Origin of the sequence: Pseudomonas sp. PDM13, assembly GCF_025685765.1 — a bacterium.
GTDB classification, from domain to species: domain Bacteria; phylum Pseudomonadota; class Gammaproteobacteria; order Pseudomonadales; family Pseudomonadaceae; genus Metapseudomonas; species Metapseudomonas solani.
In genome coordinates this window covers 1-24,890 of the sequence record NZ_JAOTQU010000034.1, presented here as the reverse complement: position 1 = coordinate 24,890, position 24,890 = coordinate 1, and the positions used below count along the sequence as shown (strand labels likewise).

Annotated in this window: 21 protein-coding genes and 1 pseudogene; 10 read left to right on the top strand and 12 right to left on the bottom strand. The window is 65.6% G+C overall.

Annotated elements, in window-relative coordinates:
* Window positions 1-212 precede the first annotated feature (212 nt).
* On the top strand, window positions 213-1,082 hold the full coding sequence (locus tag OEJ36_RS27130) for a DMT family transporter (RefSeq protein ID WP_263404155.1): 870 nt from the start codon (window positions 213-215) through the stop codon (window positions 1,080-1,082).
* Between the two features lie 364 nt (window positions 1,083-1,446).
* Here the strand turns inward: OEJ36_RS27130 and OEJ36_RS27125 are convergent, their stop codons facing one another.
* The gene (locus OEJ36_RS27125) at window positions 1,447-2,643 is read right to left on the bottom strand and encodes an MFS transporter (RefSeq protein WP_411861060.1); all 1,197 of its coding nucleotides are present in this window, start codon (window positions 2,641-2,643) and stop codon (window positions 1,447-1,449) included.
* A gap of 153 nt (window positions 2,644-2,796) precedes the next feature.
* Between OEJ36_RS27125 and tam the strand changes: the two genes are divergently transcribed.
* The gene (gene tam / locus OEJ36_RS27120; RefSeq protein ID WP_263404154.1) at window positions 2,797-3,567 is read left to right on the top strand and encodes a trans-aconitate 2-methyltransferase; all 771 of its coding nucleotides are present in this window, start codon (window positions 2,797-2,799) and stop codon (window positions 3,565-3,567) included.
* A gap of 590 nt (window positions 3,568-4,157) precedes the next feature.
* On the opposite strand, the gene OEJ36_RS27115 is transcribed toward tam, so the two are convergent.
* The 3 genes from OEJ36_RS27115 to OEJ36_RS27105 form a co-directional block, all read right to left on the bottom strand.
* Window positions 4,158-4,592 (bottom strand): carboxymuconolactone decarboxylase family protein, encoded by a 435-nt coding sequence (locus OEJ36_RS27115; RefSeq protein ID WP_263404153.1) that lies wholly within the window; start codon window positions 4,590-4,592, stop codon window positions 4,158-4,160.
* A gap of 200 nt (window positions 4,593-4,792) precedes the next feature.
* Window positions 4,793-5,155 (bottom strand): DUF3509 domain-containing protein, encoded by a 363-nt coding sequence (locus OEJ36_RS27110; RefSeq protein WP_043245722.1) that lies wholly within the window; start codon window positions 5,153-5,155, stop codon window positions 4,793-4,795.
* A gap of 169 nt (window positions 5,156-5,324) precedes the next feature.
* Window positions 5,325-6,185: a LysR family transcriptional regulator gene (locus OEJ36_RS27105; RefSeq protein WP_184489352.1), complete on the bottom strand. Its 861-nt coding sequence runs from the start codon at window positions 6,183-6,185 to the stop codon at window positions 5,325-5,327.
* 108 nt (window positions 6,186-6,293) lie between these two features.
* On the opposite strand from OEJ36_RS27105, the gene OEJ36_RS27100 reads away from it, so the two are divergent.
* Window positions 6,294-6,719, top strand: coding sequence for a VOC family protein (locus tag OEJ36_RS27100; protein WP_263404152.1), 426 nt, complete (start codon window positions 6,294-6,296; stop codon window positions 6,717-6,719).
* Between the two features lie 18 nt (window positions 6,720-6,737).
* Here the strand turns inward: OEJ36_RS27100 and OEJ36_RS27095 are convergent, their stop codons facing one another.
* Both OEJ36_RS27095 and OEJ36_RS27090 read right to left on the bottom strand, forming a co-directional pair.
* Window positions 6,738-7,391, bottom strand: coding sequence for a ferritin-like domain-containing protein (locus OEJ36_RS27095; RefSeq protein ID WP_263404151.1), 654 nt, complete (start codon window positions 7,389-7,391; stop codon window positions 6,738-6,740).
* Window positions 7,392-7,511: 120 nt separating this feature from the next.
* Window positions 7,512-8,597, bottom strand: coding sequence for a DUF1615 domain-containing protein (locus OEJ36_RS27090; RefSeq protein ID WP_263404150.1), 1,086 nt, complete (start codon window positions 8,595-8,597; stop codon window positions 7,512-7,514).
* Between the two features lie 143 nt (window positions 8,598-8,740).
* Here OEJ36_RS27090 and OEJ36_RS27085 point away from each other — a divergent pair, with 143 nt between their 5' ends.
* Window positions 8,741-9,502, top strand: a complete 762-nt coding sequence (locus OEJ36_RS27085; protein WP_263404149.1) for a DUF695 domain-containing protein — start codon at window positions 8,741-8,743, stop codon at window positions 9,500-9,502.
* A 291-nt stretch (window positions 9,503-9,793) separates the two neighbouring features.
* Here OEJ36_RS27085 and OEJ36_RS27080 read toward each other — a convergent pair whose 3' ends face one another.
* From OEJ36_RS27080 to peaA, 5 genes are all read right to left on the bottom strand, one after another.
* Window positions 9,794-11,467 (bottom strand): AMP-binding protein, encoded by a 1,674-nt coding sequence (locus OEJ36_RS27080; protein ID WP_263404148.1) that lies wholly within the window; start codon window positions 11,465-11,467, stop codon window positions 9,794-9,796.
* Window positions 11,468-11,645: 178 nt separating this feature from the next.
* The gene (gene peaD, locus OEJ36_RS27075) at window positions 11,646-12,770 is read right to left on the bottom strand and encodes a quinohemoprotein amine dehydrogenase subunit beta (RefSeq protein ID WP_043245717.1); all 1,125 of its coding nucleotides are present in this window, start codon (window positions 12,768-12,770) and stop codon (window positions 11,646-11,648) included.
* A 28-nt stretch (window positions 12,771-12,798) separates the two neighbouring features.
* Window positions 12,799-13,122 carry a quinohemoprotein amine dehydrogenase subunit gamma gene (gene qhpC, locus OEJ36_RS27070; protein WP_263404147.1) on the bottom strand — a complete coding sequence of 108 codons (324 nt, stop codon included), beginning with the start codon at window positions 13,120-13,122 and terminating at the stop codon, window positions 12,799-12,801.
* Window position 13,123: 1 nt separating this feature from the next.
* Window positions 13,124-14,554, bottom strand: coding sequence for a quinohemoprotein amine dehydrogenase maturation protein (gene peaB, locus OEJ36_RS27065; protein WP_263404146.1), 1,431 nt, complete (start codon window positions 14,552-14,554; stop codon window positions 13,124-13,126).
* A gap of 49 nt (window positions 14,555-14,603) precedes the next feature.
* Window positions 14,604-16,169 carry a quinohemoprotein amine dehydrogenase subunit alpha gene (peaA, locus tag OEJ36_RS27060; RefSeq protein ID WP_263404145.1) on the bottom strand — a complete coding sequence of 522 codons (1,566 nt, stop codon included), beginning with the start codon at window positions 16,167-16,169 and terminating at the stop codon, window positions 14,604-14,606.
* Between the two features lie 407 nt (window positions 16,170-16,576).
* On the opposite strand from peaA, the gene OEJ36_RS27055 reads away from it, so the two are divergent.
* Window positions 16,577-18,070: an aldehyde dehydrogenase family protein gene (locus OEJ36_RS27055; protein ID WP_263404144.1), complete on the top strand. Its 1,494-nt coding sequence runs from the start codon at window positions 16,577-16,579 to the stop codon at window positions 18,068-18,070.
* Window positions 18,071-18,115: 45 nt separating this feature from the next.
* Here the strand turns inward: OEJ36_RS27055 and rlmE are convergent, their stop codons facing one another.
* Window positions 18,116-18,736, bottom strand: coding sequence for a 23S rRNA (uridine(2552)-2'-O)-methyltransferase RlmE (gene rlmE, locus OEJ36_RS27050; RefSeq protein WP_021218112.1), 621 nt, complete (start codon window positions 18,734-18,736; stop codon window positions 18,116-18,118).
* A gap of 264 nt (window positions 18,737-19,000) precedes the next feature.
* On the opposite strand from rlmE, the gene OEJ36_RS27045 reads away from it, so the two are divergent.
* From OEJ36_RS27045 to OEJ36_RS27030, 5 genes and pseudogenes are all read left to right on the top strand, one after another.
* Window positions 19,001-20,638, top strand: a complete 1,638-nt coding sequence (locus tag OEJ36_RS27045) for an NAD(P)/FAD-dependent oxidoreductase (RefSeq protein ID WP_263404143.1) — start codon at window positions 19,001-19,003, stop codon at window positions 20,636-20,638.
* An 11-nt stretch (window positions 20,639-20,649) separates the two neighbouring features.
* Window positions 20,650-21,375: a TrmH family RNA methyltransferase gene (locus OEJ36_RS27040; protein WP_263404142.1), complete on the top strand. Its 726-nt coding sequence runs from the start codon at window positions 20,650-20,652 to the stop codon at window positions 21,373-21,375.
* A 256-nt stretch (window positions 21,376-21,631) separates the two neighbouring features.
* On the top strand, window positions 21,632-23,230 hold the full coding sequence (locus OEJ36_RS27035) for a DUF6531 domain-containing protein (RefSeq protein ID WP_263404141.1): 1,599 nt from the start codon (window positions 21,632-21,634) through the stop codon (window positions 23,228-23,230).
* Window positions 23,231-23,357: 127 nt separating this feature from the next.
* Window positions 23,358-23,993 (top strand): annotated as a pseudogene (locus OEJ36_RS30745) (DUF6531 domain-containing protein); the annotation flags it as partial.
* A gap of 315 nt (window positions 23,994-24,308) precedes the next feature.
* The coding region (locus OEJ36_RS27030) for an RHS repeat domain-containing protein (RefSeq protein WP_411861061.1) at window positions 24,309-24,890 on the top strand (582 nt) is incomplete at its 3' end.

Below are 24,890 nucleotides of genomic sequence, written 5' to 3'. Positions count from 1 at the left end.
CCGCAAAACCTTAGGTTGGCGCCGAGCGCAGCGGGGCCCAACGGTGCAAGGCCGAACCCCGCTGCGTTGGGCCTCGTACCTCGGCCCAACCTACAGCCCGGAGAACTCATTCGCGCCGACGGACCAGCACCTTGGTCGCATTGACCGGCGCCGCGTGGCCGCGTTTGTATGGGCGGCATAACAACGACCACCCGACGCTACGGGACCCGCCCATGACCGCCCCCGCCACCGGCCTTGCCACCACCCGAGGCTCCACGCTGCTGCTCACTGCCCTGGCCATGCTCGCCTTCGCCGGCAACTCCGTGCTGTGCCGCCTCGCCCTCAAGCACACCGGCATCGACGCCCCCAGCTTCACCGTGCTGCGCATCGCCAGCGGCGCGCTGATGCTGTGGTTCCTGCTCAAGTGGCGCAACGCCGGCAAGCCCATGGCGGGCAGCTGGCCCGGGGCCCTGGCGCTGGTGGTGTACGCGGCGGGCTTTTCCCTGGCCTATATCCACCTGGACACCGGCACCGGCGCCCTGCTGCTGTTCGGCGCGGTGCAACTGAGCATGCTGCTGTATGGCTTCCTGCGCGGCGAACGCCTGGGCCTGCAGGGTGTGGCCGGCCTGCTGCTGGCCATCGCCGGGTTGCTGGTGCTGCTGTTGCCGGGCGCCAGCGCGCCGCCCCTGGGCAGTGCGCTGCTGATGCTGATGGCGGGGTTCGCCTGGGCGGTGTATTCGCTGCTGGGCAAGGGCTCCGGTGACCCTCTGGCGGCCACCACCGGCAACTTCGTGCGTGGCATCCCCCTGGCCCTGGCCTGCGCCCTGCCCTTTCTCCAGGGCTTGCACTTCGACCCCGCCGGCGCCGGTTTCGCCCTGCTTTCCGGCGCCGTCGCCTCGGGCATGGGCTACGCCATCTGGTATGCGGCGGTAGCACGGCTGGCGTCGATCCAGGCCGCCACGGTGCAGCTCAGCGTGCCGATCCTCGCGGCGGCGGCGGGCATCCTGTTTCTCGGCGAGGCGCTGACCCTGCCGCTGGCGATCGCCTCCCTGGCAGTACTCGGGGGTGTAGGGCTGGTATTAAGCAGCAAGATGAAGCGCTGAAAGCTAGCTACGTGGCCATCGCGGCGTTGAAAACAGCCTCGAAGTGCTCATTTACGGCTCGTAGACTCCGCCTTCTCGGCTGTTTTCGGCTGGCGCTGGCTGCCTCGCTTACGCTTTCAGTTTCAGTGATCTGTCAGCGCTTTGCCGTCTCGCTATAGCGAAAGGCTTACAAGAGGCGGATGGATTCTCCTCTTTTGGGCTTTATCTGACAGCCCTATCCTACACACATGACTGAAGCGCAGGACGCGCTAGGTCAGGGAAGATCGACCAACGCCAGGATGGCAGCCGACAGGATGTCGGACGGTCTGGAAAAAGCCCGCTTCGGCGGGCTTTTTGCTTTTCTGCGTTTGCGCAGCCCCCCGCCTCAGCCCCCTCCCTGGCCCACCCGCGCGCCGAGGAAGTAGAAGCCCGCCGAAATCACCACGAACAACGCCAGCATGGGGAACATCCAGCCCGGCGCGGCCAGTGCCAGCACGGCGCCACAGAGCACCGGGCCGAAGGCGCCGCCGAGGTTCGAGAGGTTCTGCGCGCTGTAGTACATGCCGCGCATGCCTTCCGGGGCGATGCGGTCGATGAAGAGGAATTCGGCCGGGATGACCACGATCTCCCCCAGGGTGAAGACCGCCATCGCCAGCACCCAGCCGAGGGGGCCATCGGCCAGGGCGAAACCCAGCAGCCCGAGCAGGAACATGCCCAGCCCCGCCATGAGAAAGCCGAAGATGCGCTCCACGCGGATGCGCCGGCCCACCGGGTATTGCAGGAGGATCACCACCAATGCGTTGGTGGCCAGCACGTAGCTGATGATCCGGTAGGCGTTCTCGGGGCTGGAGGTGGCCACCAGATATTGCGAGAGATAGGCGGAGAACTGGCCGAACACCACGGCGCTGAGGATGCCGCCGACGGTGAAGCAGACCAGGCGCGAATCCTTCAGCAGGTAGCGCCCCAGGGCGAGAAAGCCCACGCCCGGCGTGGCGTCCAGCTGCATGGTCACGCCGCGCCGGCCCTTGCGCAGGTAGAGCGCGCAGAACCCCAAGGCGATGGCCGCCGAGACCAGGAACGGCAAGCCGCTGTCGAGCACCGCCACCGCCGCGCCGATGAAGGGCCCCACGGCATAGGCGATGTTGGTGAGGGTGTACTTCACCGAGAAGGCCGCCGGCCGCCGCGCCTCGGGAAGGAACTGGCCGATGCCGGACTTCACCGCGATATCGACCACCGAGAACGCCAGGTTGATGGCCAGCAACAGGCCGTAGAGCAGCCGGGCGTCGCTGGCGAAATAGCCCAGCAGCAGGCCGCCGGCGAACAGCGAGGCGGCGCCGAGGATCACCCGGAAGTTGTCCAGGCGATCCACCAGGAAGCCGCCATAGAGGCTCAGCACCGAACTGAGGATCAGCGCGCTGCCGACGAACAGGCCGATGCCGCCAATGGACAGGCCGAAGCGCTCGGACAGGTAGATGACCAGGTACGGCAGGGTGATCGCACGGCCCAGGGTGATGAGCAGGTTGGCGCCGAACAGCAGGTTGACGTCCGCCGGGTAGGCGCGCAGCAGGTGGCGCAGGTGCATGGGAGTCCTTGTGGGCGTCCGTGCCGATGAGCTGGCCAATCTACTCCGCCGGGCGGGAGGGTTCCAGATCACCGCGCCGACCTTGGTCGGGCTGGAAGGATGCGCCGCCGAGGGGGATCATGGGCACCTCTTCCCGCAGCCTGGAGCCTTTCGATGAGCTGGTCCGCCGCGCAATACCGGAAGTTCGAAGACGAGCGCAACCGCCCCATCCACGACCTGCTGGCGCAGGTGCCCGAACGCCCCGTGGCCCGCGCGGTCGACCTGGGCTGCGGCCCGGGCAACTCCACGGAGTTCCTGCTGCAACGCTTCCCCGAGGCGCAGGTGACCGGCCTGGACAGCTCCGACGACATGATCGAGGCCGCGCGCAAACGCCTGCCGGGCGTGGACTTCAAGGTGGGTGACATCGCCAGCTGGAGCGGCGCCGAACCGGTGGACCTGATCCTCGCCAACGCCTCGCTGCAATGGGTGCCGGACCACGCGCACCTGCTCCCGGCGCTGCTGGAAAAGCTCGCCCCCGGCGGCAGCCTGGCCGTGCAGATGCCCGACAACCTGGACGAACCGGCCCACCGGCTGATGCGCGAGATCGCCGCCGAAGGCCCCTGGGCCGAGCGCCTGGCGGAGGCCCACCGCGCCCGCGGCAGCCGCCAGCCGGCGCAGTGGTATTTCAGCGTGCTGCGGGACGCGGGCGCGCAGGTGAACCTGTGGCGCACCGTCTACCACCATCAGTTGGCGGGCGGCCCGAGGGCCATCGTGGAGTGGTTCAAGGGCAGCGGCCTGCGTCCCTTCCTGGCGCCGCTGTCGGCGGCGGAGCAAGAGGAGTACCTGGCGCGTTACGAGGCGGCGCTGGCCGGGGCCTACCCGGGCTATGCCGACGGCACCGTGCTGCTGCCTTTCCCCCGGCTGTTCTTCGTCGCCACGCGATAAGTTGCAGGTAGGAGCGAATTCATTCGCGATGGCGCATCCGACACCCCGCAGCCAGGTGCCGGCGGTGAGTCTTTCGCGGCTGAAGCCGCTCCCACAGGGAATGCCTGCAGCTCCGCAACATCGACGAGCGCGGTGCTTCCAGCGAGTCCTGAGGCATCGCCGTGTTGGGCCTCGCTGCGCTCGGCGCCAACCTACGGGTACCGGGGCACGCCCCCGTAGGAGCGAGCTCTGCTCGCGAAGCTCTCGCTGGTATCGGTAGGAGCGAATTCATTCGCGATGGCGCACCCGACACCCCGCAGCCCGGTGGCGGCGATGAGTCTTTCGCGGCTGAAGCCGCTCCCACAGGGCATGCCCGCAGCTCCGCAGGTTGCGCTGAGGTACGAAGCCCAGCGATGCAAGCTCCGGCATCGACGAGTGGCGATAGAGCCCGTATGCACACCGAGTGCAGAAACCCCAAAAACGTCGCCGAGGCAGCCAGCGCAAGGCAGAAACAGGCGAAAAAGCGGAGTTTACGCTCTGTAAATGAGCATTTTGATCGGACTCGCGTACGAGCCTGTTTCTAACGCAGCGATGGCAACGCAGGCAGTTTTTCAGGGGATCATCGCGAAGCCGACGCCAAATCGGTTCCAGGCATTGATGGTGGCGATGGCCAGGGTCAGGTTGGCGACCTCGGCGTCGCTGAAGTGCTCGCGCAGGGCTTCGTACTGGTGCTGCGGGGCGTGGTGGATGGAGAGCTGGGTGAGGCTTTCCGTCCAGGCCATGGCGGCGCGTTCGCGTTCGGTGAAGAAGCGGGTTTCCTCCCACACGCTGAGGGTCTGCAGGCGGGCTTCGGTTTCGCCGGCCTTGCGCGCGTCATTGGCGTGCTTGTTCACGCAGTAGGCGCAGCCGTTGAGTTGCGAGGCGCGCAGGCGCACCAGTTCCAGCAGCGAGTCTTCCAGGCCCGTGCTGGCCATGGCCTGCTCCAGGGCGACCATCGCCTTGTAGGCGTCGGGGGAGGCCTTGGCCCATTCGATGCGGTTGTTCATGTCGATCTCCAATCAAGTGGCGTAGCGGGAATGGGCGCTAGGTTAGCCCTGCGCCGGCGATGGCCCGATAGCCAATTGCGGGAGATTTGCGGTGACCAATCGATGGGGTTCAGCGGATACGTAAGGGGTGGAGCGTTACGCCGCCCGGCACCACCGGCACCTCAACCGAGGCGTGGGCATCGAGCGGCGTAGCAGGCGCCTCAACCGGCCACGGCGTGGCGGCTGCCACCGTCGCGGCGGATCGCGCGGCGGGCGAACAGGGTCTTGGCGGCGGTGACCTGGATCGGGCCGCCGGTGAAGGTCGGCAGTTCGCCACGGACCCATTGGTTACCCTCGCCTTTCCAGCTGACTTCACCGGCGGCCAGCTTGATGTCGCGGGTGAGTTCGCGGATCAGGCAGCGCACCCGTTGCTGGCAGAACACCGCATCGCTGTCGATGGCCTTGCGCAGTGTGGGGCGGTCCTTGCGATCCAGGCTCAGCAGGAGCTTGCCGTCCGGGCGCGGTTTGATGGAAACGGTGTAGCCGGGAAAGGCGTCGAAGAATTCTTTGATGGCGATCTGCATTGTTGTCACTCCAGTCCGGTTCATTGCCGCAACGACAATTGCACCGGGCATGCCAGCTTTCCCGATTGTAAAAACTCCTTTTTATTCAATGAGTTGAAAAACATTGATATCAGGCTGTCATTTGCAGGATGCACGGGCGGCCCGGAACGGCGCGGCATTCTGCAAGCCCTCAGCCCTCGCGCAGGCAGCGGGCGAAGAGCTGCTGGATAGGCAGGTTGCGCTGCCCGTGGCGGGTGAGCAGGAGGATGCGCCGCTGGAAGGTCAGCTCGCCCAGGCGGATGACGCGGATGGCCGCTTCGCGCTCCAGCCACAACCCCGCCTCGGGGATCAGCGACACCCCCAGCCCAGCCTCGACCATGCGCACGATGGCGTCGAGCTCGTCCAGTTCCAGCGCCACCTGCACCTCCAGGCGTTGCCGGCGCAGGAAGCGGGTGACCTGCCGGCCGCCGAACGAGGTGCGGTCGTAACGCACCAGCGGCTGGCTGGCGAGTATCTGCAGCGGGTCATCGCCCTCCAGGCCACGGGGCACGATGAGCACGAAATCCTCCTCGCGCAGCACCTCGGCGTGCAGCTCCTTGGGCAGCTCGAACGGCGGCTCGATGAGGATCGCCAGGTCCAGCTCGCCGGCATCCACCTGGTTCAGCAGGTTCAGCGAGACGCCGGGAATCAGCTTGGGCTCGACCCGGGGCGCCGCCTCGCGCAGGCGCAGCAGCGCGGCGGCCAGCAGGCCGGTCTGCACCGTGGCGATGGCGCCGATACGCAGCTCGCCGCTGAACTGCTCGGCCGCCTCGGGGGTGGCCATGCGCGCGAAGATGTCCAGCATCTCCCGCGCCATGGGCAGCGCGCGGTGGCCGGCGGCGTTGAGGATGGCCTGGCGCCCGGTGCGGTCGAACAGGCGCACGCCCAGGGCGTTTTCGAGGTTGCGGATCTGCGCGCTGACCGCCGACTGGGTCAGGCCGATGTGCATCCCGGCGGCGGCGAAGGTGCCGTGGCGGGCGACGGCGATGAAGGTACGGAGTTCGCGCAACATGGCGTGGCCTCTGATCGAAATTATTCGTGCTCGGCACAAATTATCCCGACTTTCCATCGACAATCCCATCTCTAGAATGGGCCGGAAACCACCACGAGGCAGCGCGCCATGAGTCTTTCCCCGTTCCACCTGGCCATTCCCGTCTACGACCTGGCCGCCGCCCGGCACTTCTACGGCGAGGTGTTCGGCCTCGCCGAGGGCCGCTCCAGCGAGCACTGGGTGGATTTCGACTTCTTCGGCCACCAGCTGGTGATCCACGAACACCCGAAGACTGCCAGCCAGGAAGCCGCCCACACCAATGCGGTAGACGGCCACGATGTGCCGGTGCCGCACTTCGGCGTGGTGCTGGGCTGGGCTGAATGGGAGGCGCTGGCCGAACGCCTGCGCGGGCTGGGCACGACGTTCGTGATCGAACCCTACGTGCGCTTCAAGGGCCAGGTGGGCGAGCAAGCCACCATGTTCCTCTTCGACCCCTGCGGCAATGCGCTGGAGTTCAAGGCGTTCAAGGACATGGGGCAGCTGTTCGCCAAATGACGGCCAGGTGATGGCGACCTAGGTCGCGCTCGGCGCGGTGCTGTCCTCTTCGGGCAGCTCGCGGGAGAGCAGCGCCTTGATGGTGTTGGCGTGGCGCTGTTCGTCCTGCAGCACCGCCTGGAAGCGGCGCAGCCAGGTGTCGTCGCCGCTGGCGGCCATCAGAGTCACCAGGGTTTCCCAGGCGGCCTGTTCCCCCAGTTCGTAGATGAGCATGGCGTGCAGGCACTGCGACATGCTGTTGTGCGGCTGGGCCAGTACCTGGGCCACGCGCTGGGCGGCAATGCCCCAGTTGCGCGGGTGTTCGGCGAGGGCGGTGCGGGCACGCACGCCGACCCGCTCCAGCGCTTCGATCAGGGTCCAGACGTGGGCGAGCTCTTCGTCGCGGATCTGCCGGAAGGTGGCCACCAGTTCGGCGCGGTAGCCGTCATGGTGCATGGCGCGCTCCAGCAGCATGTCGTAGAGCTGCACGCAGATGCTTTCGGAGAGCACCGCTTCCTCAAGCTTGGCGATGAACAACCGCGAGTCGCTGCGGACCATGGCTTCGAAGGCTTGCTCGCCCCGGCTGCGCCAGCCGTCCTCGATCTGCAGGTCCAGCTGCTCGGGGCTCTGGCCGATGATGCCGGCCTGGGTGAGTTCACTGGGGGTGGCGCGTCCTGACATGACACTGGGCATTGTTATTCTCCTCTCGTGACCCGGCCGGTACTTGCCTGATTACCGGCCTTGGTCATGGGAAAATCTGCCCTGCGGGAGGTTCAAGGAGTTTTCACCCGGGATGACGGGATGGCGTGCACCTCAGCGCGCCATGCAGCGCCGGTAGCGCTCATCCACGCGCTGGGCGAACCAGGCGGTGGTGAGCTTGCGGGTGATCTTCGGGCTCTGCAGGGTGATGCCCGGCAACACCGCGCGGGGCAGCGTGCGCCCGGCGCCCTTCTCGGCCAGGGCGTAGACCTTCTCGTACAGCTCGCTTTCGGCGAAGTCCGGCCCGTCACCCTGCTCCAGCGCGCGGCGGATGGCGCCGTCGCCCATGTCCAGGCGCCGCCCCAGGGTGCGCACCGCCTTTTCCGTGGAGCCGGCGTCGCGGCTGCCGTGGATGATCAGGTCGCCATCCAGCGCCAGGGGGATGCCGCTGGCCAGGCTCACCGCCTGCTGGAAGGCGGCGTTGCGGCTGGCGTACCAGCCGGCGTTGAAGTCGGCGAAGCGGTACAGCGGCTCGGGGTAATCCGCCTCGTAGCCCAGCAGGTGGGCGATGCCGAAATACAGGCCACCACGGCGGGTGAACACCTCGTCACGCACGCTGCCGGTGGTCGTATAGGGGTAGTTCTCGGCGTGCTGCTGGGCGAAGGCGATGCTGACCTGCATGGGGCCGCCGGTGTGCACCGGGTTGAAGGTGCCGAACAGCTGGCGGCCGAGGGGCACCATGCCGATGAAGTCGTCGAAGATCACGCTCAGCTGGCGCTCGGTGCGCACGGCGGCGAGGCGCTGGGCGTAGGTCTTGCCGGTGGGCGAGCGGATGTCCAGCGCCGAATCCACCAGGAAGCCCGGCAGGTGCAGGCGCGCGGCGCGGCGGTCGATCTCCTGGCGGGCGATCTTCGCCAGGCCCGGCACCGGCGGGTCGGCCTGGTAGGTGGACTCCTGCTCGGTCACCGCCAGCACCGCGCAGAAGTTGCCCTTCACCGTGGCCAGCTCCTGGGCGGTGAAGGCCACCTGGATGTCGGTGGCCCAGCCCTGGCGGTCCACCACGTTGCTGGGGATCAGTCGCGCCACCTGGGCACGCACTTCGGCCGGGGTGAGCTGCGGGCCCTCCTGGCTGCGCTGGCTGCCGCAGCCGGCCAGCAGCGCGGCGGCGACGAGGACGAGACTGGCGGGGGCGAGATTCATGGGGGCTCCGGCGGCAATAAACGAAACGGCATGGCCCAGCTTCGACAGATGTGCAGTGAAGCTGTTCAACCGACATGCCAGCAACCCGTGCGCGAAGGCGCGCGCCTCTGTAGAGTCGCCTCATCCACGCAAGGAGCTGCTGCATGACTGACGATTGGGATTTCTATTTCGCACAGGTCGACGACCGTCCCGCCTCCATCTACGTCGACCTCGGCGCGGTGCGCGAAGTGCCGCTGGAGCACCTGCCGTTCATGGCTTACGTGCGCCTGCACATGCGTACGCCACGGGACGATGGACTCTCCAGCCAGGAGGAGTTCGACCGGCTGATCGAGATCGAGGACCAGCTGACCGCGCGCCTGCTCAATGAAGGCTGCGTTTACCTGGGCCGCTACACCGGCAACGGCCTGCGCGATTTCTTCTTCTACGTGGGCGACGAGACGCTCTGGAACGAGCGGGTCGCCGCCGTGCTGGAGGCCTTCCCGGAGTACGAGTACGAATCCGGCACCCAGGAAGACCCGGAATGGTCGACCTACTTCGACTTCCTCTTCCCGCCCGCCGAGGACCAGCAGCGCATCAGCAACCGCCGCCTGTGCGCGGTGCTGGAAAGCAACGGCGACACGCTGGAAACTCCGCGCGAGATCGACCACTGGTTCTACCTGCCCGACGAGGCCCGGGGCGAAGCGCTGATCGCCGAGGCCGCCACCCTCGGCTTCACCCTGCGCGATCGCGGCTGGACCGAGGACGAGGATGCCTACCGGGTGCAGCTGTGGCGCGAGGACATTCCCCAGCCCGGGACCATCGATGAGCTGACCCTGGCGCTGCTGGCCCTTGCCCTGTCCTTCGACGGCGATTACGACGGTTGGGAGACGGTGCTGGTGACGGACGAGCCGACGACCTTGCATTGAGGTCGGGATGGTTGATGGGGCCGCTGTGCGGCCCTTTTCGCGAATGAATTCGCTCCCACCATTGGATGGCGCAATAGAAGCGGGCGAATGAATTCGCCCCTACAGGTTGCTTGGGGCTCGCCGGAAGCACCGTGCGGCGGTGCGCACGGCACACCCTACGGCACGCGTTCATCCTGTCGAATCCTCGGTTCGGATCGTCACGGCAGGAATGGGGCCGCTGCGCGGCCCTTTCGCGAATGAATTCGCTCCCACCGTTAGGGGCGCAATGGAAGCGGGCGAATGAATTCGCCCCTACAGGTTGCCGATTTCCTCGATGCTGATTTCGCGCATGCGGAATTTCTGGATCTTGCCGGTGACGGTCATGGGGAATTCGCTGACGAAGCGGAAGTGCCGCGGGACCTTGAAGTGGGCGATGCGGGCGCGGGCCCAGTCGCGCAGTGCTTCCGCCGTGGCGTCGTGGCCGGGGTGCAGCTGGACCCAGGCCACCAGTTCCTCGCCGTAGCGGCTGCAGGGGATGCCGATCACCTGGACGTCGGCCACCGCCGGGTGGGTGAAGAAGAATTCCTCCACCTCGCGCGGATAGATGTTCTCGCCGCCGCGGATGATCATGTCCTTGCTGCGCCCGACGATGCGCACGTAGCCCTCCTCGTCCATGGCCGCCAGGTCGCCGGTGTGCATCCAGCGCCCGGGGTCGATGGCGTCCGTCGTCGCCAGCGGGTTGTTCCAGTAGCCGAGCATCACGCTGTAGCCCCGGGTGCACAGCTCGCCGATCTGCCCACGGGGGACGATGCGGCCGTCGGCGTCGACGATCTTGCTTTCCAGTTGCGGCTGGGTGCGGCCGACGGTGGTGACGCGCAGCTCGAGGCCGTCATCGGGGCCGGTCTGCAGGGAGACCGGGCTGGTCTCTGTCATGCCGTAGGCGATCTGCACCTCGGCCATGTGCATCTCGTCGATCACCCGGCGCATCACTTCGATGGGGCAGGTGGCGCCGGCCATGATCCCGGTGCGCAGGCTGGAGAGGTCGAATTCGTGGCGCCGGGGGTGGTCCAGCTCGGCGATGAACATGGTGGGCACGCCATAGAGCGCGGTGGCCTTTTCCTCGGCCACGGCGGCCAGGGTGGCCAGCGGGTCGAAGGCGTCGCCCGGGTAGATCATGGTGCTGCCGTGGGTCAGGCAGCCGAGGTTGCCCATGACCATGCCGAAGCAGTGGTAGAGCGGCACCGGGATCACCAGGCGGTCGTGCTCGGTGAGGCCCAGGCTTTCGCCGACCATGTAGCCGTTGTTGAGGATGTTGTAGTGGCTGAGGGTGGCGCCCTTGGGGAAGCCGGTGGTGCCGGAGGTGTACTGGATGTTGATCGGCTCGTCGAACTGCAGCCGGGCCTCGCGTTCGGCCAGGGCCTCGGTGCTCACCGCCCCCGCCGATTGCTGCAACACGACCCAGGGCAGGAAGCCGGCCGGTGGCTCGGCGGCCAGGCTGACCACACCGCGCAGCTCCGGCAGCCGGTCGCTGGCCAGGGTGCCCGGCTCGCCATCGGCCAGGGCCGGGACCAGCTCCAGCAGCATGGCGTGGTAGTCGGAAGTCTTGAAGGCGTCGGCGCAGATCACCCAGCGGCAGCCGGACTGCTTGAGGGCGTATTCCAGCTCGCTGCTGCGGTAGGCCGGGTTGATGTTGACCAGGATGGCGCCGACCTTGGCGCTGGCGAACTGGGTGATGGTCCATTCGGCGCAGTTGGGCGCCCAGATGCCGAGGCGATCGCCCGCCTCCAGGCCGATGGCCATGAGCGCGCGGGCGTGGCGTTCCACTTCCGCCGCCAGTTGCGCCCAGGTCAGGCGCAGGCCCTGGTGGCGCACCACCAGCGCTTCGCGCTCGGGGAAACGCGCCACGGTGGCGTCGAAGGCGGCGCCCAGGGTCATGGCCAGCAATGGCTTGTCCTGGCGCCCTCGGGTGTAGCTGGGGTGATTCATGGCTTTCCCTTCTTGTGCTTATTGGGACAGACGCAGAACCGACTGCCGCTGCCAGGCAGGCAACGCGGGGTGCCGGTCATATTTAACCTTTACGTAAACGTTAAGCCAGGGTCGGGGATGGCTCCGTTGGTCGTAAAGGCGTTGCGCCATGTCGGCCGCAACGCCCTGCCCTCTCACCCTAGCGGACGAACACCTGGGTGGTGGTGATGGCCATGTCGCCGCCGGGCAGCTTGATGTTCTTCACCTTCTCGAGGCTGTCCGGGTCGAACACGGCGATGTCGTTGAAGGTGCCGGCGAGGTAGAGCTTGCTGCCGGCCTTGTTGAACGCCACGCAGTAGTAGGTGTGTTCGAGGTTGGCGGCCTTGATCAGCTTCTGCTGCTTGATGTCGTACTTGGCCAGGCGGTTGAGCACGCCGAACATCAGGTTCGGGTCCTTGGGCGAGCGCATGCCGGTGAAGTACAGCTCGGTGAGCGGGGCGAAGTCCTGCACCGTGCTCTTGCCGGTCTTCAGGTCGACGCTGACGAAGCCGTAGATGAAATCGGCGGTGGCCAGGTCCTGCTTGTCGTCCTTGAACTTCGCCGTGGTGTAGAGCATGGAGAAGTCGTGCAGCGCGCTCTGGTGCGGCCAGAAGTACAGCACGTCCGGCGCGCTGTAGTTGGGCCGTTGCCAGTTGCGCCCGGGCACGGCCACTGTGTACTGGCCGGTGTGCACGTCCATCTTGTAGATGTCCGGCCCCGCCACGAACAGGCTGCCGTCGTCGGCGGCGCGCATCAGGTAGACCTGACGCGGCATGGGGAAGCTGCGCACGGGCTTGGCATCGAGGCCGTCGGCGGTGCGGAACACCTCCAGGCGCGGCGGCTTGACCACGTAGTGGTCGCTCATCATCTGGGTCGGGTTGACCGTGGTGTAGAGCTCCTTGCCGTCCGGGCTGAGGGCGAAGGAGAACATCGAGCGCACCTTCTCCCCCGGGTTGCGCGAGAGCCGGGCGTGGAACACGGTCTTGCAGTCATCCAGGTCGACGCCGTAGAGGTCGCCGAAGTGGTTGTTGAGCAGGTAGGCGGTCTTGTTGTCCGGCGCCATCATCGCGGTGCCGGGGCCGAAGGCGTCGGGCAGGCGGCAGGTCTTGTAGAGGCTGTCGCTGGCCAGGTCGACCACGTGGAGGTTGTTGGGGTAGTTGGTGGCGATCAGGTATTCGCTGCCGGGCTTGAGGGCCGGGCCGGCGTTGTCGGCGGCCCAGGCGCCGGTGCCCAGGGCGAGCCCGGCTACGGCGGTGGCCAGGCGGGCGATGACGGTGAGTTTCATGCGGATTCCCCTGTTGTTCTTCTTGTCGTCACTTGTCTTTCGGGAAGACGGTGTCGAGGTTGCGCCAGTCCTGCGAGGAATCCGCGGCGTTGGCGTTCCAATCCTGGTAGGTGCTCATCATGTCCGGCACCTGGGCCGGCCACCAGCAGGGGTCGGAGCAACCGTAGAGGTCGGCTTCCATCGGCTGACAGAGCGAGGAGACGCCACCGAAGGCGTCCACTTCCCAGCCCGGGTCGGTGGTGGCGGTACAGCCGGCCACGGCGCTCATGGCCACCACTTCTTCGACGCGGTCTTCGGCCACGGCCTGGTCCAGCAACTGGGCTTTGTTGTTCAGCGGCTTGAGATGCTTCATGTCAGTGCGCCTTCCGCGGGGTGATGTAGCGGCTGATGAAGGCCGGGTTGGCGGCCATGATCCGGCTGTAGACCTCGATGCCGAAGTCCACCCAGTCGCGCATCAGGTCGCAGTAGTGGTAGGTCGGGTGGGTGGGGTCACCGTAGCGGGCGTAGCTCTCGTGGTAGCAGCCGCCGGAACAGAGGTTGCGGATGCGGCAGGTGTCGCAGCCGGTGCCTTGCCGGTCCAGGCGCTGGGAGAGGAAGTCGTTGAGCTCGGCCTGCTTCACCCCACTGTGCACGTCGCCGAAGGTGGGCAGGCTGGAGCCGGTGAAGCGGTGGCAGAGGTTGAGCCCGCCGGCGTGGTCCACGGCCAGCATCTTCAGCCCGGCGCCACAGGGCAGCGCCTTCTTCTGCCCCTCGTGGATGTCGGTGATGAGCTGGTGCAGGTTGGAGAAGCCGATGTTGCGGTGCTCCAGCGCCGCCTCCAGGTAGCGCCGGCCGAGGGCCTTCATGTTGGCGAAGACCTGCACCAGCTCCTCGCCCGTGAGGTTGTAGTCGCTGAGGTCGCCCGAGGTGACCGGGGCGAAGCCGACTTCGGCGAAACCCATCTCGTTGAACAGGTGGTTCCAGATGGTTTCCACATCGGTGATGCCGCGGGTCAGGGTCACCCGCGCGCCCACCGGGCGGCTGCGGTAGCGCGACAGCAGCATGTCGGCCTTGCGCCGCACCACGTCGTAGGTGCCCTGCCCGCCCACGGTGATGCGGTTGCGGTCGTGCACCGTCTTCGGCCCGTCGATGCTGATGGAGAGGCCGAAGCGATGGGCGTCGAGCCAGTCGACGATCTCCTCGGTGAGCAGCGTGGCGTTGGTGGTCATGATGAATTCCACCTGCTTGCCGGCCGCCGCGAAGCGCCGCTCGCAGTAATCCACCATGTGCTCGATCAAGGCGCGGTTGGAAAGCGGCTCGCCGCCGAAGAACACCACGCTGTAGCGGGTTTCGTCGGGGGATTCGCGCAGCAGCATCTCCACCGAGGCTTCCGCGGTCTCGACAGCCATCTTGCGGCCGGCCGAGGGCTTGTCGAGGTCTTCCTTGTAGCAGTAGGTGCAGCTGAGGTTGCAGCCGGTGTTGACGTTCAATACCACGGTGTTCAGCGCGGTGCGCTCGACCCGCTTGACGCCGATTTCCGGCGTCAACGGCGAGCCGTCGCTGACCAGTTCCAGCGCGATCAGCTCGCGCAGGGTCTCGCTCACCTCCTGCCCGGGGAAGCGCCCGGCCAGGCGCTGCACCAGGTCTTCGGGCGAGCAGCCCTGCTGGCGCAGCGTGTCGATGATGCCGCCGGTGACGGCGTCGGTGGTGAACAGCGAGCTGCTGGGGATGTGGAACAGCATGCGGTCCGCGTCCACCTGCACTTCATGCAGGTTGCGCTCGACCAGATTCAAGATTGCGCCCATGGCGACCTCCGGGAAATTTGCCCAATCGTCGATGCGGTTCGCGGCCGGTTCATGGCAGCGGCGGGTTGTTCCAGCGCTGCACGGTGACGATCAGGTGGCCTTCGCCTTTCTGGCCGCCCTCCTCCAGCTGGGCGATCACCTTCAGGTTGCCGGCGTTGTTGGTCATCATCCGCCGCTCGGGGTTGGGGCCGGCGGCGCCGGGGACGAACACGCCGTCCTTCTGCATCTGCCCGGCGAACTTCACGTCCTGGTCCTCCTCGGCGCGCTCATCGAAGGGCGCGACCGACCAGGTGGCCGGCAGGTAGCCGATGCGATACGGCTGGCCGGCCGCATCCTTGCCCCAGGCCTCGGCCTCGAAGCGGCCCTGCACCTTGGGCGTGGAGCCGCCGTTCTCGCCCACTCGGGCGATGGAGAAGGCGGGCACCACCTTTACCTCGGCGATGTCCTTGTACACCGCGAGGTCCACGCCCTTGAGCGCGCCCAGGGCCACCGCGCGGGTGCCGACCGCGGCATCGGCGGCGGCCTTGACCTTGACCCGCACCTGCCGGGGCGTGACCTCCAGCACCTTGACCACCTCGACGCCCGGGCCGAACTCGGGGGTGCCGGACAGGCCGCTGCCCACCAGGGTCAGCTCGGCCTCGCCGCCCGCCTTGAGGAAGGCCGGCTGCACCGACAGCAGCCGGGCGTTGCCGTCCTTCGCGGCGCTGAAGTCGAGGCCGCGCTCATCGTGCTCGGCCTCGAACATGCGGCCCTTCATCTCGCCGTTCAGGGCGGCGAAGACCTGGCGCATGGGGGTGTCGCCGACCTTCACATTGCCGCGCCATTCGTAGCCGTTGTAGAGGATGGCCGAGCCCGAGCCGGTGAAGGGCGTGCCGTCGGCGTACTGGCCCTGCACCTCGACCTTGAAGGTGTCGCCGCTGTCGGCGCTGACCGTCATCACCCCACGCACATCGCCCTTGGCCAGCATATGGCCGCTGAAGCTCCATTGCCCCGGCAGCGCCTGCGCCTTGGGCCGGGCTTTCTGCCAGTCGGCCCAGGCCTGGTTATCCAGCGGGAAGCGCTTGGCCAGCTCGGGCACCATCTGCGTGAGGGCCAGCTCCAGCCAGTCGCGATCACGGGACTGGGCCTGGTATTCCAGCGAGGGCCACTGGCCGAGGTGGAAGTTGACCAGGTGTTCCCACTCCTTGGCCGGGCGCCGTTGCAGGGCCACCCGCGCGCCGGAGTGGCAGCGGCCGCACATCTGCGTCAGTTGTTCGTCGAAATGCTCGACCGCGTTGAGGCGCCGCTCCATGGCGTAGCGCACGCCTTCGGTCTCGCTGGGGGCCAGGCCCTGCTTGTCGGCCAGGTACTTGACCAGGGTGCGGCGATCGTCGTCGCTGATGGAGAGGCCATGCATCACCTGCATGCGCGCGATGCTCATCAGCCAGCCTTCGGGGGTCTTGCGCTGGTGGCTGATGCGGCTGTAGCTGTCGCCGCCTTCGGGGATGTGGCACCCCATGCACTTGCCCTTGAGCAGCGCCGGGCCCTCGTCCGCCGCCTGGGCCTGGGTGCACAACAAGGCGGCTGCAGCCAGGACCAGGCTGCCCGCACGCCACCGGAGTCGAATCGTCTTCAAGGTCAGACCTCCACGGTATTGTTCTTATGGTTCGCACCTGTCTCGCCGGCGGTGCGCCTGTCATGGCAAATACACAATGTGTGCCAGTGGCCGGCAGCCCCTTGCAGAACAATGACTTAGGTCATTTCCAGCGCGATATCGGACCCCTCGGTAACGGGGCCGGGCGTCTAATTTCGCGACAGGTCGTCACAGGCTGAGACAGGAGCACCCACCGCGCTGACTGGGCCGGGCGGCGGGACTGTCCGGCGGTTGTCTCAGGTCGTCTCAAACTGCAACACGCCGGCCTGGTGAGCGCGCGCCAGCCCCCGCGAAAATCATCGGCAGATCAATGGGTTACCGGCTGTCAGGAGCCTTGGCACGGCGGTTGCGCACGCCTGGGGGACGCCCACAGACAGAGGCCCTGACCCATGCATGCCGAACTGCCCGTACTGCCCCAGACCCAGGCTTTCCTGCAACGCCCGCTGAAGATGCTGATCGGCGCCCAATGGCAGGACGCCGTCAGCGGCGCCACCATGAGCTTCCGCAACCCCGCCACTGGCGAGGTGCTGGGCGATGTGCCCTCCGCCGCAGCCGAGGATGTGGACCGCGCCGTACGCGCCGCGCGCCAGGCCTTCGATGATTCGCCCTGGAGCCGCATGCGCCCCCGCGAGCGGCAGAACCTGCTGTGGCGCCTGGCCGGGCTGATGGAACGCGACGCCCAGGAGCTGGCCGAGCTGGAGTGCCTGAACAACGGCAAGAGCGCCGCGGTCGCCCAGGTGATGGACGTGCAACTGGCCATCGACTTCCTGCGCTACATGGCCGGCTGGGCCACCAAGATCGAAGGCACCACGGTGGAGCCCTCCCTGCCGCTGATGCCCGACGACCGCTTCCACGGCTTCATCCGCCGCGAGGCAGTGGGCGTGGTGGGCGCCATCGTCGCCTGGAATTTCCCCCTGCTGTTGGCCTGCTGGAAGCTCGGCCCGGCACTGGCCACCGGCTGCACGGTGGTGCTCAAGCCCGCCGACGAAACCCCACTCACCGCCCTCAAGCTGGCCGAGCTGGTACTGGAGGCGGGCTACCCGGCGGGCGTGTTCAACGTGGTGACTGGCACCGGCCTCAACGCCGGCGTCGCCCTCACCCGCCACCCGGGCGTGGACAAGCTGACCTTCACTGGCTCCACCGAGGTGGGCAAGCAGATCGGCAAGGCGGCCATGGACAACATGACCCGCGTGACCCTGGAGCTGGGCGGCAAATCTCCCACCATCGTCATGCCCGACGCCAACCTGCAGGAGGCCACCGCCGGTGCCGCCACGGCCATCTTCTTCAACCAGGGCCAGGTGTGCTGCGCCGGCTCGCGCCTGTACGTGCACCGCAAGCACTTCGACAACGTGGTCGCCGACATCGCCGGCATCGCCAACGCCATGAAGCTCGGCAACGGCCTCGACCCGAGCGTGCAGATGGGCCCGCTGATCTCCGCCAAGCAGCAGGACCGCGTCACCGGCTACATCGACCTTGGCCGCGAGCTGGGTGCCACTGTCGCCTGCGGCGGCGAGGGCTTCGGGCCGGGGTATTTCGTCAAGCCCACCGTCATGGTCGACGTCGACCAGAAGCACCGCCTGGTGCAGGAGGAGATCTTCGGCCCGGTGCTGGTGGCCATGCCCTTCGACGACCTGGACGAGGCCGTGCGCCTGGCCAACGACAACCCTTACGGGCTGGGGGCGAGCATCTGGTCCAACGACCTGTCGGCGGTGCACCGGATGATTCCGCGCATCAAGTCCGGCTCGGTGTGGGTCAACTGCCACAGCGCGCTCGACCCGGCGCTGCCGTTCGGCGGCTACAAGATGTCGGGGGTGGGCCGGGAGATGGGGGCGGCGGCGATCGAGCACTACACGGAAGTGAAGTCGGTGCTGATCAGGGTGTGAACGGAGCGGCAGGCCGGTCGCGGGTACCGGCCTGCGATCAGGGCCTCAGCCCTTGAAGCCCTTGCCTACGAGATAGACCTCGCGGGAGCGCGGGCGCGAGGCTTCCGGCTTGCGGATGAAGACCTTCTCGAACGAGGTGCGCACGTCCTTGAGGAACTCGTCCGAGCCTTCGCCCTGGAAGACCTTGACCACGTAGTTGCCATTGGGCTTGAGCACCTGGCGGACCATGTCGAGGGTGAGTTCCACCAGGTACATGGAGGACGCCTGGTCGGCCGCCGCGACGCCGCTGATGTTGGGCGCGATGTCGGAGACGATCAGGTCGGGCTTGCGGCCGTCGAGCTTGTCGAGGAGCTGCTGGAACACGCCGTCGTCGGTGAAGTCGCCCTGGATGAAGTCGACGTTGTCGAGGCCGTCCATCGGCAGGATGTCGGTGGCCAGGACGCGCCCGCTCTCACCCACCAGCTTGCCGGCCACCTGCGACCAGCCACCGGGGGCGGAGCCCAGGTCCATGACCAGCATGCCGGGGCGGATCAGCTTGTCCTTCTCGTTCAGCTCGATCAGCTTGTAGCTGGAGCGCGAGCGCAAGCCATCCTTCTGGGCCCGTTTCACATAGGGGTCATTGACGTGTTCGTCCAGCCAGCGGCGGCTGCTTTTGGATCGTTTCATGAGAGAGCCAACCACGGAAAATCAGTAGAGGAGCGGGCCACCCTGGGCACAGCGGGGAGCTGTACGGGCCCGAAGCGGCGGCAATTATAAGCCGAGAATCCCGCTCAGGTTAAATAAGCCGGCCGGTGGCGCCCCGCGCACCCGCGGCAACGCCCGGCGGAAACCTGCAGGCCAGGCCTGACAGGGGCCCGCGGCGGCGAGTACAATTCGCGCCCTACCCCCTCTGTTACCTCCTTTGCCGGATCGACCGGCCAGGATATCGCCATGATTCGCATCAACGAACTGTCCCTGCCCCTCGAGCACTCCGCCGACGAACTGCGCCAGGCCATCGTCAAGCGCCTGAACATCAGCGACGCCGACCTGCTGGATTTCACCGTATTCAAGCGCAGCTACGACGCCCGCAAGAAGAACAGCGTGATCCTGTTCATCTACATCATCGACCTCGAAGTGCGTAACGAGGCGGCGATCCTCAAGCGCTTCGCCGACGACAACAACGTGCGTCCGGCCCCGGACACGAACTACTACCCGGTGGGCCAGGCACCGACCGACCTGGGCGAGCGCCCGATCATCATCGGCTTCGGCCCCTGCGGCCTGTTCGCCGCGCTGCTGCTCGCACAAATGGGCTTCAAACCCATCGTGCTGGAGCGTGGCAAGGATGTGCGCAGCCGCACCAAGGACACCTGGGCGCTGTGGCGCAAGAAGGTCCTCACCCCCGAATCCAACGTGCAGTTCGGCGAGGGCGGTGCCGGTTTGTTCTCCGACGGCAAGCTCTACAGCCAGATCAAGGACCCCAAGTTCTACGCCCGCAAGGTGATGCACGAGTTCGTCCGCGCCGGCGCGCCGGAAGAGATCATGTACGTGAGCAAGCCGCACATCGGCACCTTCCGCCTCACCGGCGTGGTCGCCACCATGCGCGAAGAGATCATCGCCCTGGGCGGCGAGGTGCGCTTCGAGAGCAAGGTCACCGACCTGGTGATCGATGACGGGCAGCTCGAAGGCGTAGTACTGGCCAATGGCGAAACCCTGCGCAGCCGCCATGTCGTCCTGGCCCTGGGCCACAGCTCCCGCGACACCTTCCGCATGCTGCACCGCCAGAACGTGTTCCTCGAAGCCAAGCCCTTCGCCATCGGCTTCCGCATCGAGCACCCGCAAGGCCTGATCGACGAGGCCCGCCTGGGCAAGTACGCCGGCCACCCGGAGCTCGGCGCCGCCGACTACAAGGTGGTGCACCACGCCAAGAACGGCCGCGCCGTCTACAGCTTCTGCATGTGCCCCGGTGGCACCGTGGTAGCGGCCACCTCCGAGCCGGGCCGCGTGGTCACCAACGGCATGAGCCAGTACTCGCGCAACGAGCGCAACGCCAACTCCGGCATCGTCGTCGGCATCACCCCGGAGCAGGACTTCCCCGGCGGCCCGCTGGCCGGTGTCGAGTTCCAGGAGCGCCTGGAGTCCCGTGCCTACGAGCTGGGCGGCAGCGACTACTGCGCCCCCGGGCAACTGGTGGGCGACTTCATCCGTGGCGTGCCCTCCAGCGAGTTCGGCGACGTCGAGCCCTCCTACAAACCCGGCGTGCACCTGGGCGACCTCGCCCCCTCGCTGCCGGACTACGCCATCGAAGCCATCCGCGAAGCGCTGCCGGCCTTCGGCAAGCAGATCCGCGGCTTCGATCGTAATGACGCCGTGCTCACCGGCATCGAAACCCGCACCTCCTCCCCCGTGCGCATCACCCGCGACCACGAGACGCTGCAAAGCCTCAACCTGCGCGGCCTGTACCCGGCCGGTGAAGGCGCCGGCTACGCGGGCGGCATCCTCTCGGCGGGCGTGGACGGCATCAAGGTCGCCGAGGCCCTGGCCAAGGCGATGCTGGCCGAACTGGGCAACGCCAACGAGCAGAGCAACTGAGCGCCGCATTGATGAAATTCGATGACATCAAGAAGCTCCACCAGAAGAAGTACCGGGCCGAGTTCGGCCACTTCCTGGTGGAGGGCGAGCACCTGCTGCTGGAACTGCAGAAAGCCGCCGAGCACAACCCGCTGCTGCTGCGCAGCCAGCTGTACGTGACCGGCGCCTACGAGCACTGGCACAGCCCGTTCGAAACCCAGGTCATCAGCGACCGGCAGATGGCACAGATCGCCGACACCAAGACGCCTCAGGGCATCATCGCCCTGGTGCCGATGCTGCCGACCGCCGCGCCGGCTGCCGCCGCCAACGAACGCGCCATCTACCTGCACGAGATCCAGGACCCGGGCAACCTCGGCACCATCCTGCGCACCCTGGCCTGGTTCGGTGGCTTCCGCTGCCTGCTCAGCCCGGGCAGCGTCGACCCATACAACCCCAAGGTCGTGCGCGCCAGCATGGGCGCCATCTTCCACGCGCCGATGGAACTGGACGTGGAACTGGAATCCCTTGGCAGTCGCTTCCAACGCATCGCCTGCCTGGACATGCAAGGCGAGCCCGTGCAATCCGACGCCTTCAAGACCTTCGACTGCTACCTCTTCGGCAACGAAGCCCGCGGCGTCCCCCGCGACCTACTCACCGCACTCAACGCCCACCCCTTCACCATCCCCGGCAGCGGCGCCATCGAATCGCTCAACCTGGCGACCACGGTGAATATGTGTGCGTATGAGTTGAAGAGGTAACAGGGCCTGGCGGGAGCCGAGTGGAGCGGTGCAACGCCAATCCCTGGCTTCTTGTGCCAACTACCGTTGGCACATTCTTCCTCGAGCGGAAGTGCAAACAGGCACTCGCCATTTCAACCCGCGGAACCCGCCACTCAGGTGCGTCAATACAGCACTTCGCCAGTATGGATTTTCCCGTTTCAAGCTGATTGACTAGCGCACTGATCGCCGGATGCGGTCATCCCCTCTGCGGCTGTCTACGACAACGGATTGCTCGATGCGCAAGCACCTTCTCCCCCTCCTTCTGCTCGCCTGCTCCAACAACGCCTTCGCGCTCTACGGTTATGACTACATCTGGGAAATCGGGAACTGGATCGGATGGGGTGCGGTCGTTGAAAACCCTGAAGCAGGCTGCCGCGCCGGGGAGCACACTAACTCCTACGGCCAGACATACATCTATCGAGGTTACAGGCTCACAAGCCCGGATAGGGCCGCATGCATCTTCAGCTACATCACCCCTCAAGGCGAAAATCAGGGAGAAGGTGAGTGGTTGAACTGGGGGGTCTACAGGTTCGGCGACGGTTGCACCGGCGGCTCGATCTACGATCCCACCAAGCTCAAGTGCACGATGCCGGATGCCTCCGCCGGCTCCTTGTGCCTGGACCAATCCGGAGCCACTGCGGGCAATCCACTTCTCAAGCAAATCGACGGAAGCTGCAAGAGCCTTTCGCGCTCCCCCAGCCAGAAAGGGTATGAAGCGGGCCCTTCCTGCGGTGCGACGGCAGGGAACCCAATCAACTTCGCCTCGGGAAACAAGGTCCAGACCGAGCTGGATTTCACCGTTCAGGGGAACTCGCCCCTTGCCTTGCAGCGAACCTACAACAGCATCGATGGTTTCTGGCGCCACAACTACTCGGCAAACCTGAGCGCCGGCACGAGCTTCGCGCTGATCACACTGCCTGACGGAAAGGAAATCTATTTCCAGGTATCTGGCGACCAGGCCCACGCCACCCGTGAAGGTGTCGGGGAGCTGCGTAAGACTGCGGGGGTCTGGGAATACACCGCGCCCGATAATCGACGCATGGGCTTCGATAGCCAGGGGCGCCTCAGCTATGCCATTCAACCCTCGGGGGAAAGGACAACGCTGAGCTATGGAGCCAGCGCGATCACCTTGCAGGATGATGCGGGAAACAGCCTTGCATTGACCGAGGATGAACAGCATCACCCGACCCGGCTTGCAGGCGACTCGATCGAGATCCAGTACACATACGATTATCTCAGCCGCCTCACGAAGCTCACCAGGACGCTCAACGGCCAAGTAAACGAACGCACCTATCACTACGACCCCACGCCCGGCTCCCGGCTTCTCACCGGCATCACCGATGAACGCGGCATCCGCTTCGCCACCTGGACCTATGACGACCAAGGCCGTGCCATTTCCAGCGAGCACGCCGGCGGCGCCGAACGCACCTTGGTGAACTACAACGCCGATGGTTCTTCCACCGTCACCAACGCCCTTGGCAAACGCACCACCTACCGCTTCCAGACCATCCAGGGCATACGGCGCATCACCACCATCGAAGGCGAACCCTCGGCCAACTGCCCCAACAGCAACTCCACCTTCACCTACGACGACCGTGGCCTAGTGAAAACCCGTACCGACAACAAGGGCAATGTCACTAGGTTCGATTACAACGAGCGTGGCCTCGAAGTCTCCCGCACCGAAGCCTACGGCACGCCCCAGGCGCGCACCGTCACTACGGAGTGGCACCCGACTCTGTTTCTGCCGGTGACCATCACAGAACCTGACAGAACCACCCGTTACAGTTATGACACTCAGGGAAGACTGATTGGGCAAACCACTACCCAGCGTTGAGTGCTAACACGGTCAAAGCCCAACATGCAAACAAGGATGATTTAAATTGCAGATTCGAATTTCATTTCAAGATAGCGCCCTGCTACCAGTTGCGGGCGCAGCCCAGGGACTGGTAGCAGGGCGCTATATGCGATACCTCGTAACTTTCTTTATTTCCACATTCCTTCTCGTTTCGAATTCCAAAGCTGCTGATTATTACTGGGAATATGCCAACCAAAGAGGCCCAGACCCCCTAGCCATCTGCAAGAGTGTTTTTAATGCCTCTTACAACTCTGGCTTTTATATTGACACCCCCATTGATATTGCCGGTCGCTTTGCTTACTGCAACTTTAATGAATCTTACTGGGGGCCTCCCGGCATTAATCGCAGCATCCCTATTCTTCTTTTGGGCCATGCATGTTCCCAATATACAAAAATGGATGTCAATACTGGAATTTGTAAGCCCGACCCACAGAACTGCCCGCCCGGTACTGCTTCCGCAAACGGCGGAACTACCTGCACTGAACCTCCTATACTGGATGCCAACAAAGGCTTGCCACCCAATGATTTAACCTGCGCAATACCCAGTGACCGCAAGGGAAACCCAATAAATATCTCTATTGGAAACAAGGTCCAGACTATTGTAGACGCCCCAGCTGCAAGCAACTCGCTCATCGGCCTCACGAGAACCTACAACAGCGCTGATGGCGTATGGCGGCACAGCTACTCGACTCATCTCGAAAAAAATGAAAATTCTTTAATTTTTGTTCGTGCCGATGGTCGCGAAACAAAATTCCAGCTGCAGGATGGCGTGAATAGCTATGGCATAGCTGCGAGCGGCATCCTCACCCGCCAAGGGGAAGAGTGGTCTTTTGAAGAACCTAACGGCACTAAACTCGCCTTCAATTCGGCACTTCGGCTTTCAAAAATCACTGAAAAAAATGGTCAATGGCAAACGTTGACGTATCTCGATGCGGTCATAACCATTACCGACTCTTTCGGCAACACGGCGACTCTTCGCCAAGATGCTGAGTATCAGCCCAAGCTATTTGCAATGGGAGAAACGTCCGTCAGCTACACATACAACTCCATAAGGAGATTGACCGCTGTAACGACGACTCGGGGTGCGGCCATTTCCAATCAGACCTATCAATACGAAGACGCCAACCCCAACCTCCTCACCGGCATCACCGACGAACGCGGCGTTCGCTTCGCCACCTGGGCCTATGACGACCAGGGCCGCGCCATCTCCAGCGAGCACGCCGGCGGCGCCGAGCGCACCCTGGTGAGCTACAACGCCGATGGCTCTTCCACCGTCACCAACGCTCTGGGCAAGCGCACTACCTACCGCTTCCAGACCATTCAGGGCATACGGCGCATTACCGCCATCGAAGGCGAACCCTCGACCAACTGCCCCAACAGCAACTCCACCTTCACCTACGATGACCGTGGCCTGGTGAAGACCCGCACCGACAACAAGGGCAACGTCACCACCTTCGACTACAACGACCGTGGCCTCGAAGTGTCCCGCACCGAAGCCTTCGGCACGCCCCAGGCGCGCACCGTCACCACCACCTGGCACCCGACCCTGTTCCTGCCGGCCACCGTGACCGAGCCCGACCGCACCACCACCTACAGCTACGACGACCAAGGACGACCACTCAGCCAGAGCGTAAGCCAG

Coding starts and splice junctions, on each gene's coding strand:
- peaB (WP_263404146.1), bottom strand. CDS start 14,554: ATGGGCGCAATCTTGAATCTGGTCGAGCGCAACCTGCATGAAGTGCAG.
- OEJ36_RS27040 (WP_263404142.1), top strand. CDS start 20,650: ATGAAATTCGATGACATCAAGAAGCTCCACCAGAAGAAGTACCGGGCC.
- OEJ36_RS27055 (WP_263404144.1), top strand. CDS start 16,577: ATGCATGCCGAACTGCCCGTACTGCCCCAGACCCAGGCTTTCCTGCAA.
- OEJ36_RS27090 (WP_263404150.1), bottom strand. CDS start 8,597: ATGAATCTCGCCCCCGCCAGTCTCGTCCTCGTCGCCGCCGCGCTGCTG.
- OEJ36_RS27105 (WP_184489352.1), bottom strand. CDS start 6,185: ATGTTGCGCGAACTCCGTACCTTCATCGCCGTCGCCCGCCACGGCACC.
- OEJ36_RS27095 (WP_263404151.1), bottom strand. CDS start 7,391: ATGCCCAGTGTCATGTCAGGACGCGCCACCCCCAGTGAACTCACCCAG.
- OEJ36_RS27125 (WP_411861060.1), bottom strand. CDS start 2,643: ATGCACCTGCGCCACCTGCTGCGCGCCTACCCGGCGGACGTCAACCTG.
- OEJ36_RS27110 (WP_043245722.1), bottom strand. CDS start 5,155: ATGCAGATCGCCATCAAAGAATTCTTCGACGCCTTTCCCGGCTACACC.
- OEJ36_RS27115 (WP_263404153.1), bottom strand. CDS start 4,592: ATGAACAACCGCATCGAATGGGCCAAGGCCTCCCCCGACGCCTACAAG.
- OEJ36_RS27080 (WP_263404148.1), bottom strand. CDS start 11,467: ATGAATCACCCCAGCTACACCCGAGGGCGCCAGGACAAGCCATTGCTG.
- OEJ36_RS27130 (WP_263404155.1), top strand. CDS start 213: ATGACCGCCCCCGCCACCGGCCTTGCCACCACCCGAGGCTCCACGCTG.
- rlmE (WP_021218112.1), bottom strand. CDS start 18,736: ATGAAACGATCCAAAAGCAGCCGCCGCTGGCTGGACGAACACGTCAAT.
- OEJ36_RS27035 (WP_263404141.1), top strand. CDS start 21,632: ATGCGCAAGCACCTTCTCCCCCTCCTTCTGCTCGCCTGCTCCAACAAC.
- peaD (WP_043245717.1), bottom strand. CDS start 12,770: ATGAAACTCACCGTCATCGCCCGCCTGGCCACCGCCGTAGCCGGGCTC.
- qhpC (WP_263404147.1), bottom strand. CDS start 13,122: ATGAAGCATCTCAAGCCGCTGAACAACAAAGCCCAGTTGCTGGACCAG.
- OEJ36_RS27085 (WP_263404149.1), top strand. CDS start 8,741: ATGACTGACGATTGGGATTTCTATTTCGCACAGGTCGACGACCGTCCC.
- OEJ36_RS27045 (WP_263404143.1), top strand. CDS start 19,001: ATGATTCGCATCAACGAACTGTCCCTGCCCCTCGAGCACTCCGCCGAC.
- OEJ36_RS27100 (WP_263404152.1), top strand. CDS start 6,294: ATGAGTCTTTCCCCGTTCCACCTGGCCATTCCCGTCTACGACCTGGCC.
- tam (WP_263404154.1), top strand. CDS start 2,797: ATGAGCTGGTCCGCCGCGCAATACCGGAAGTTCGAAGACGAGCGCAAC.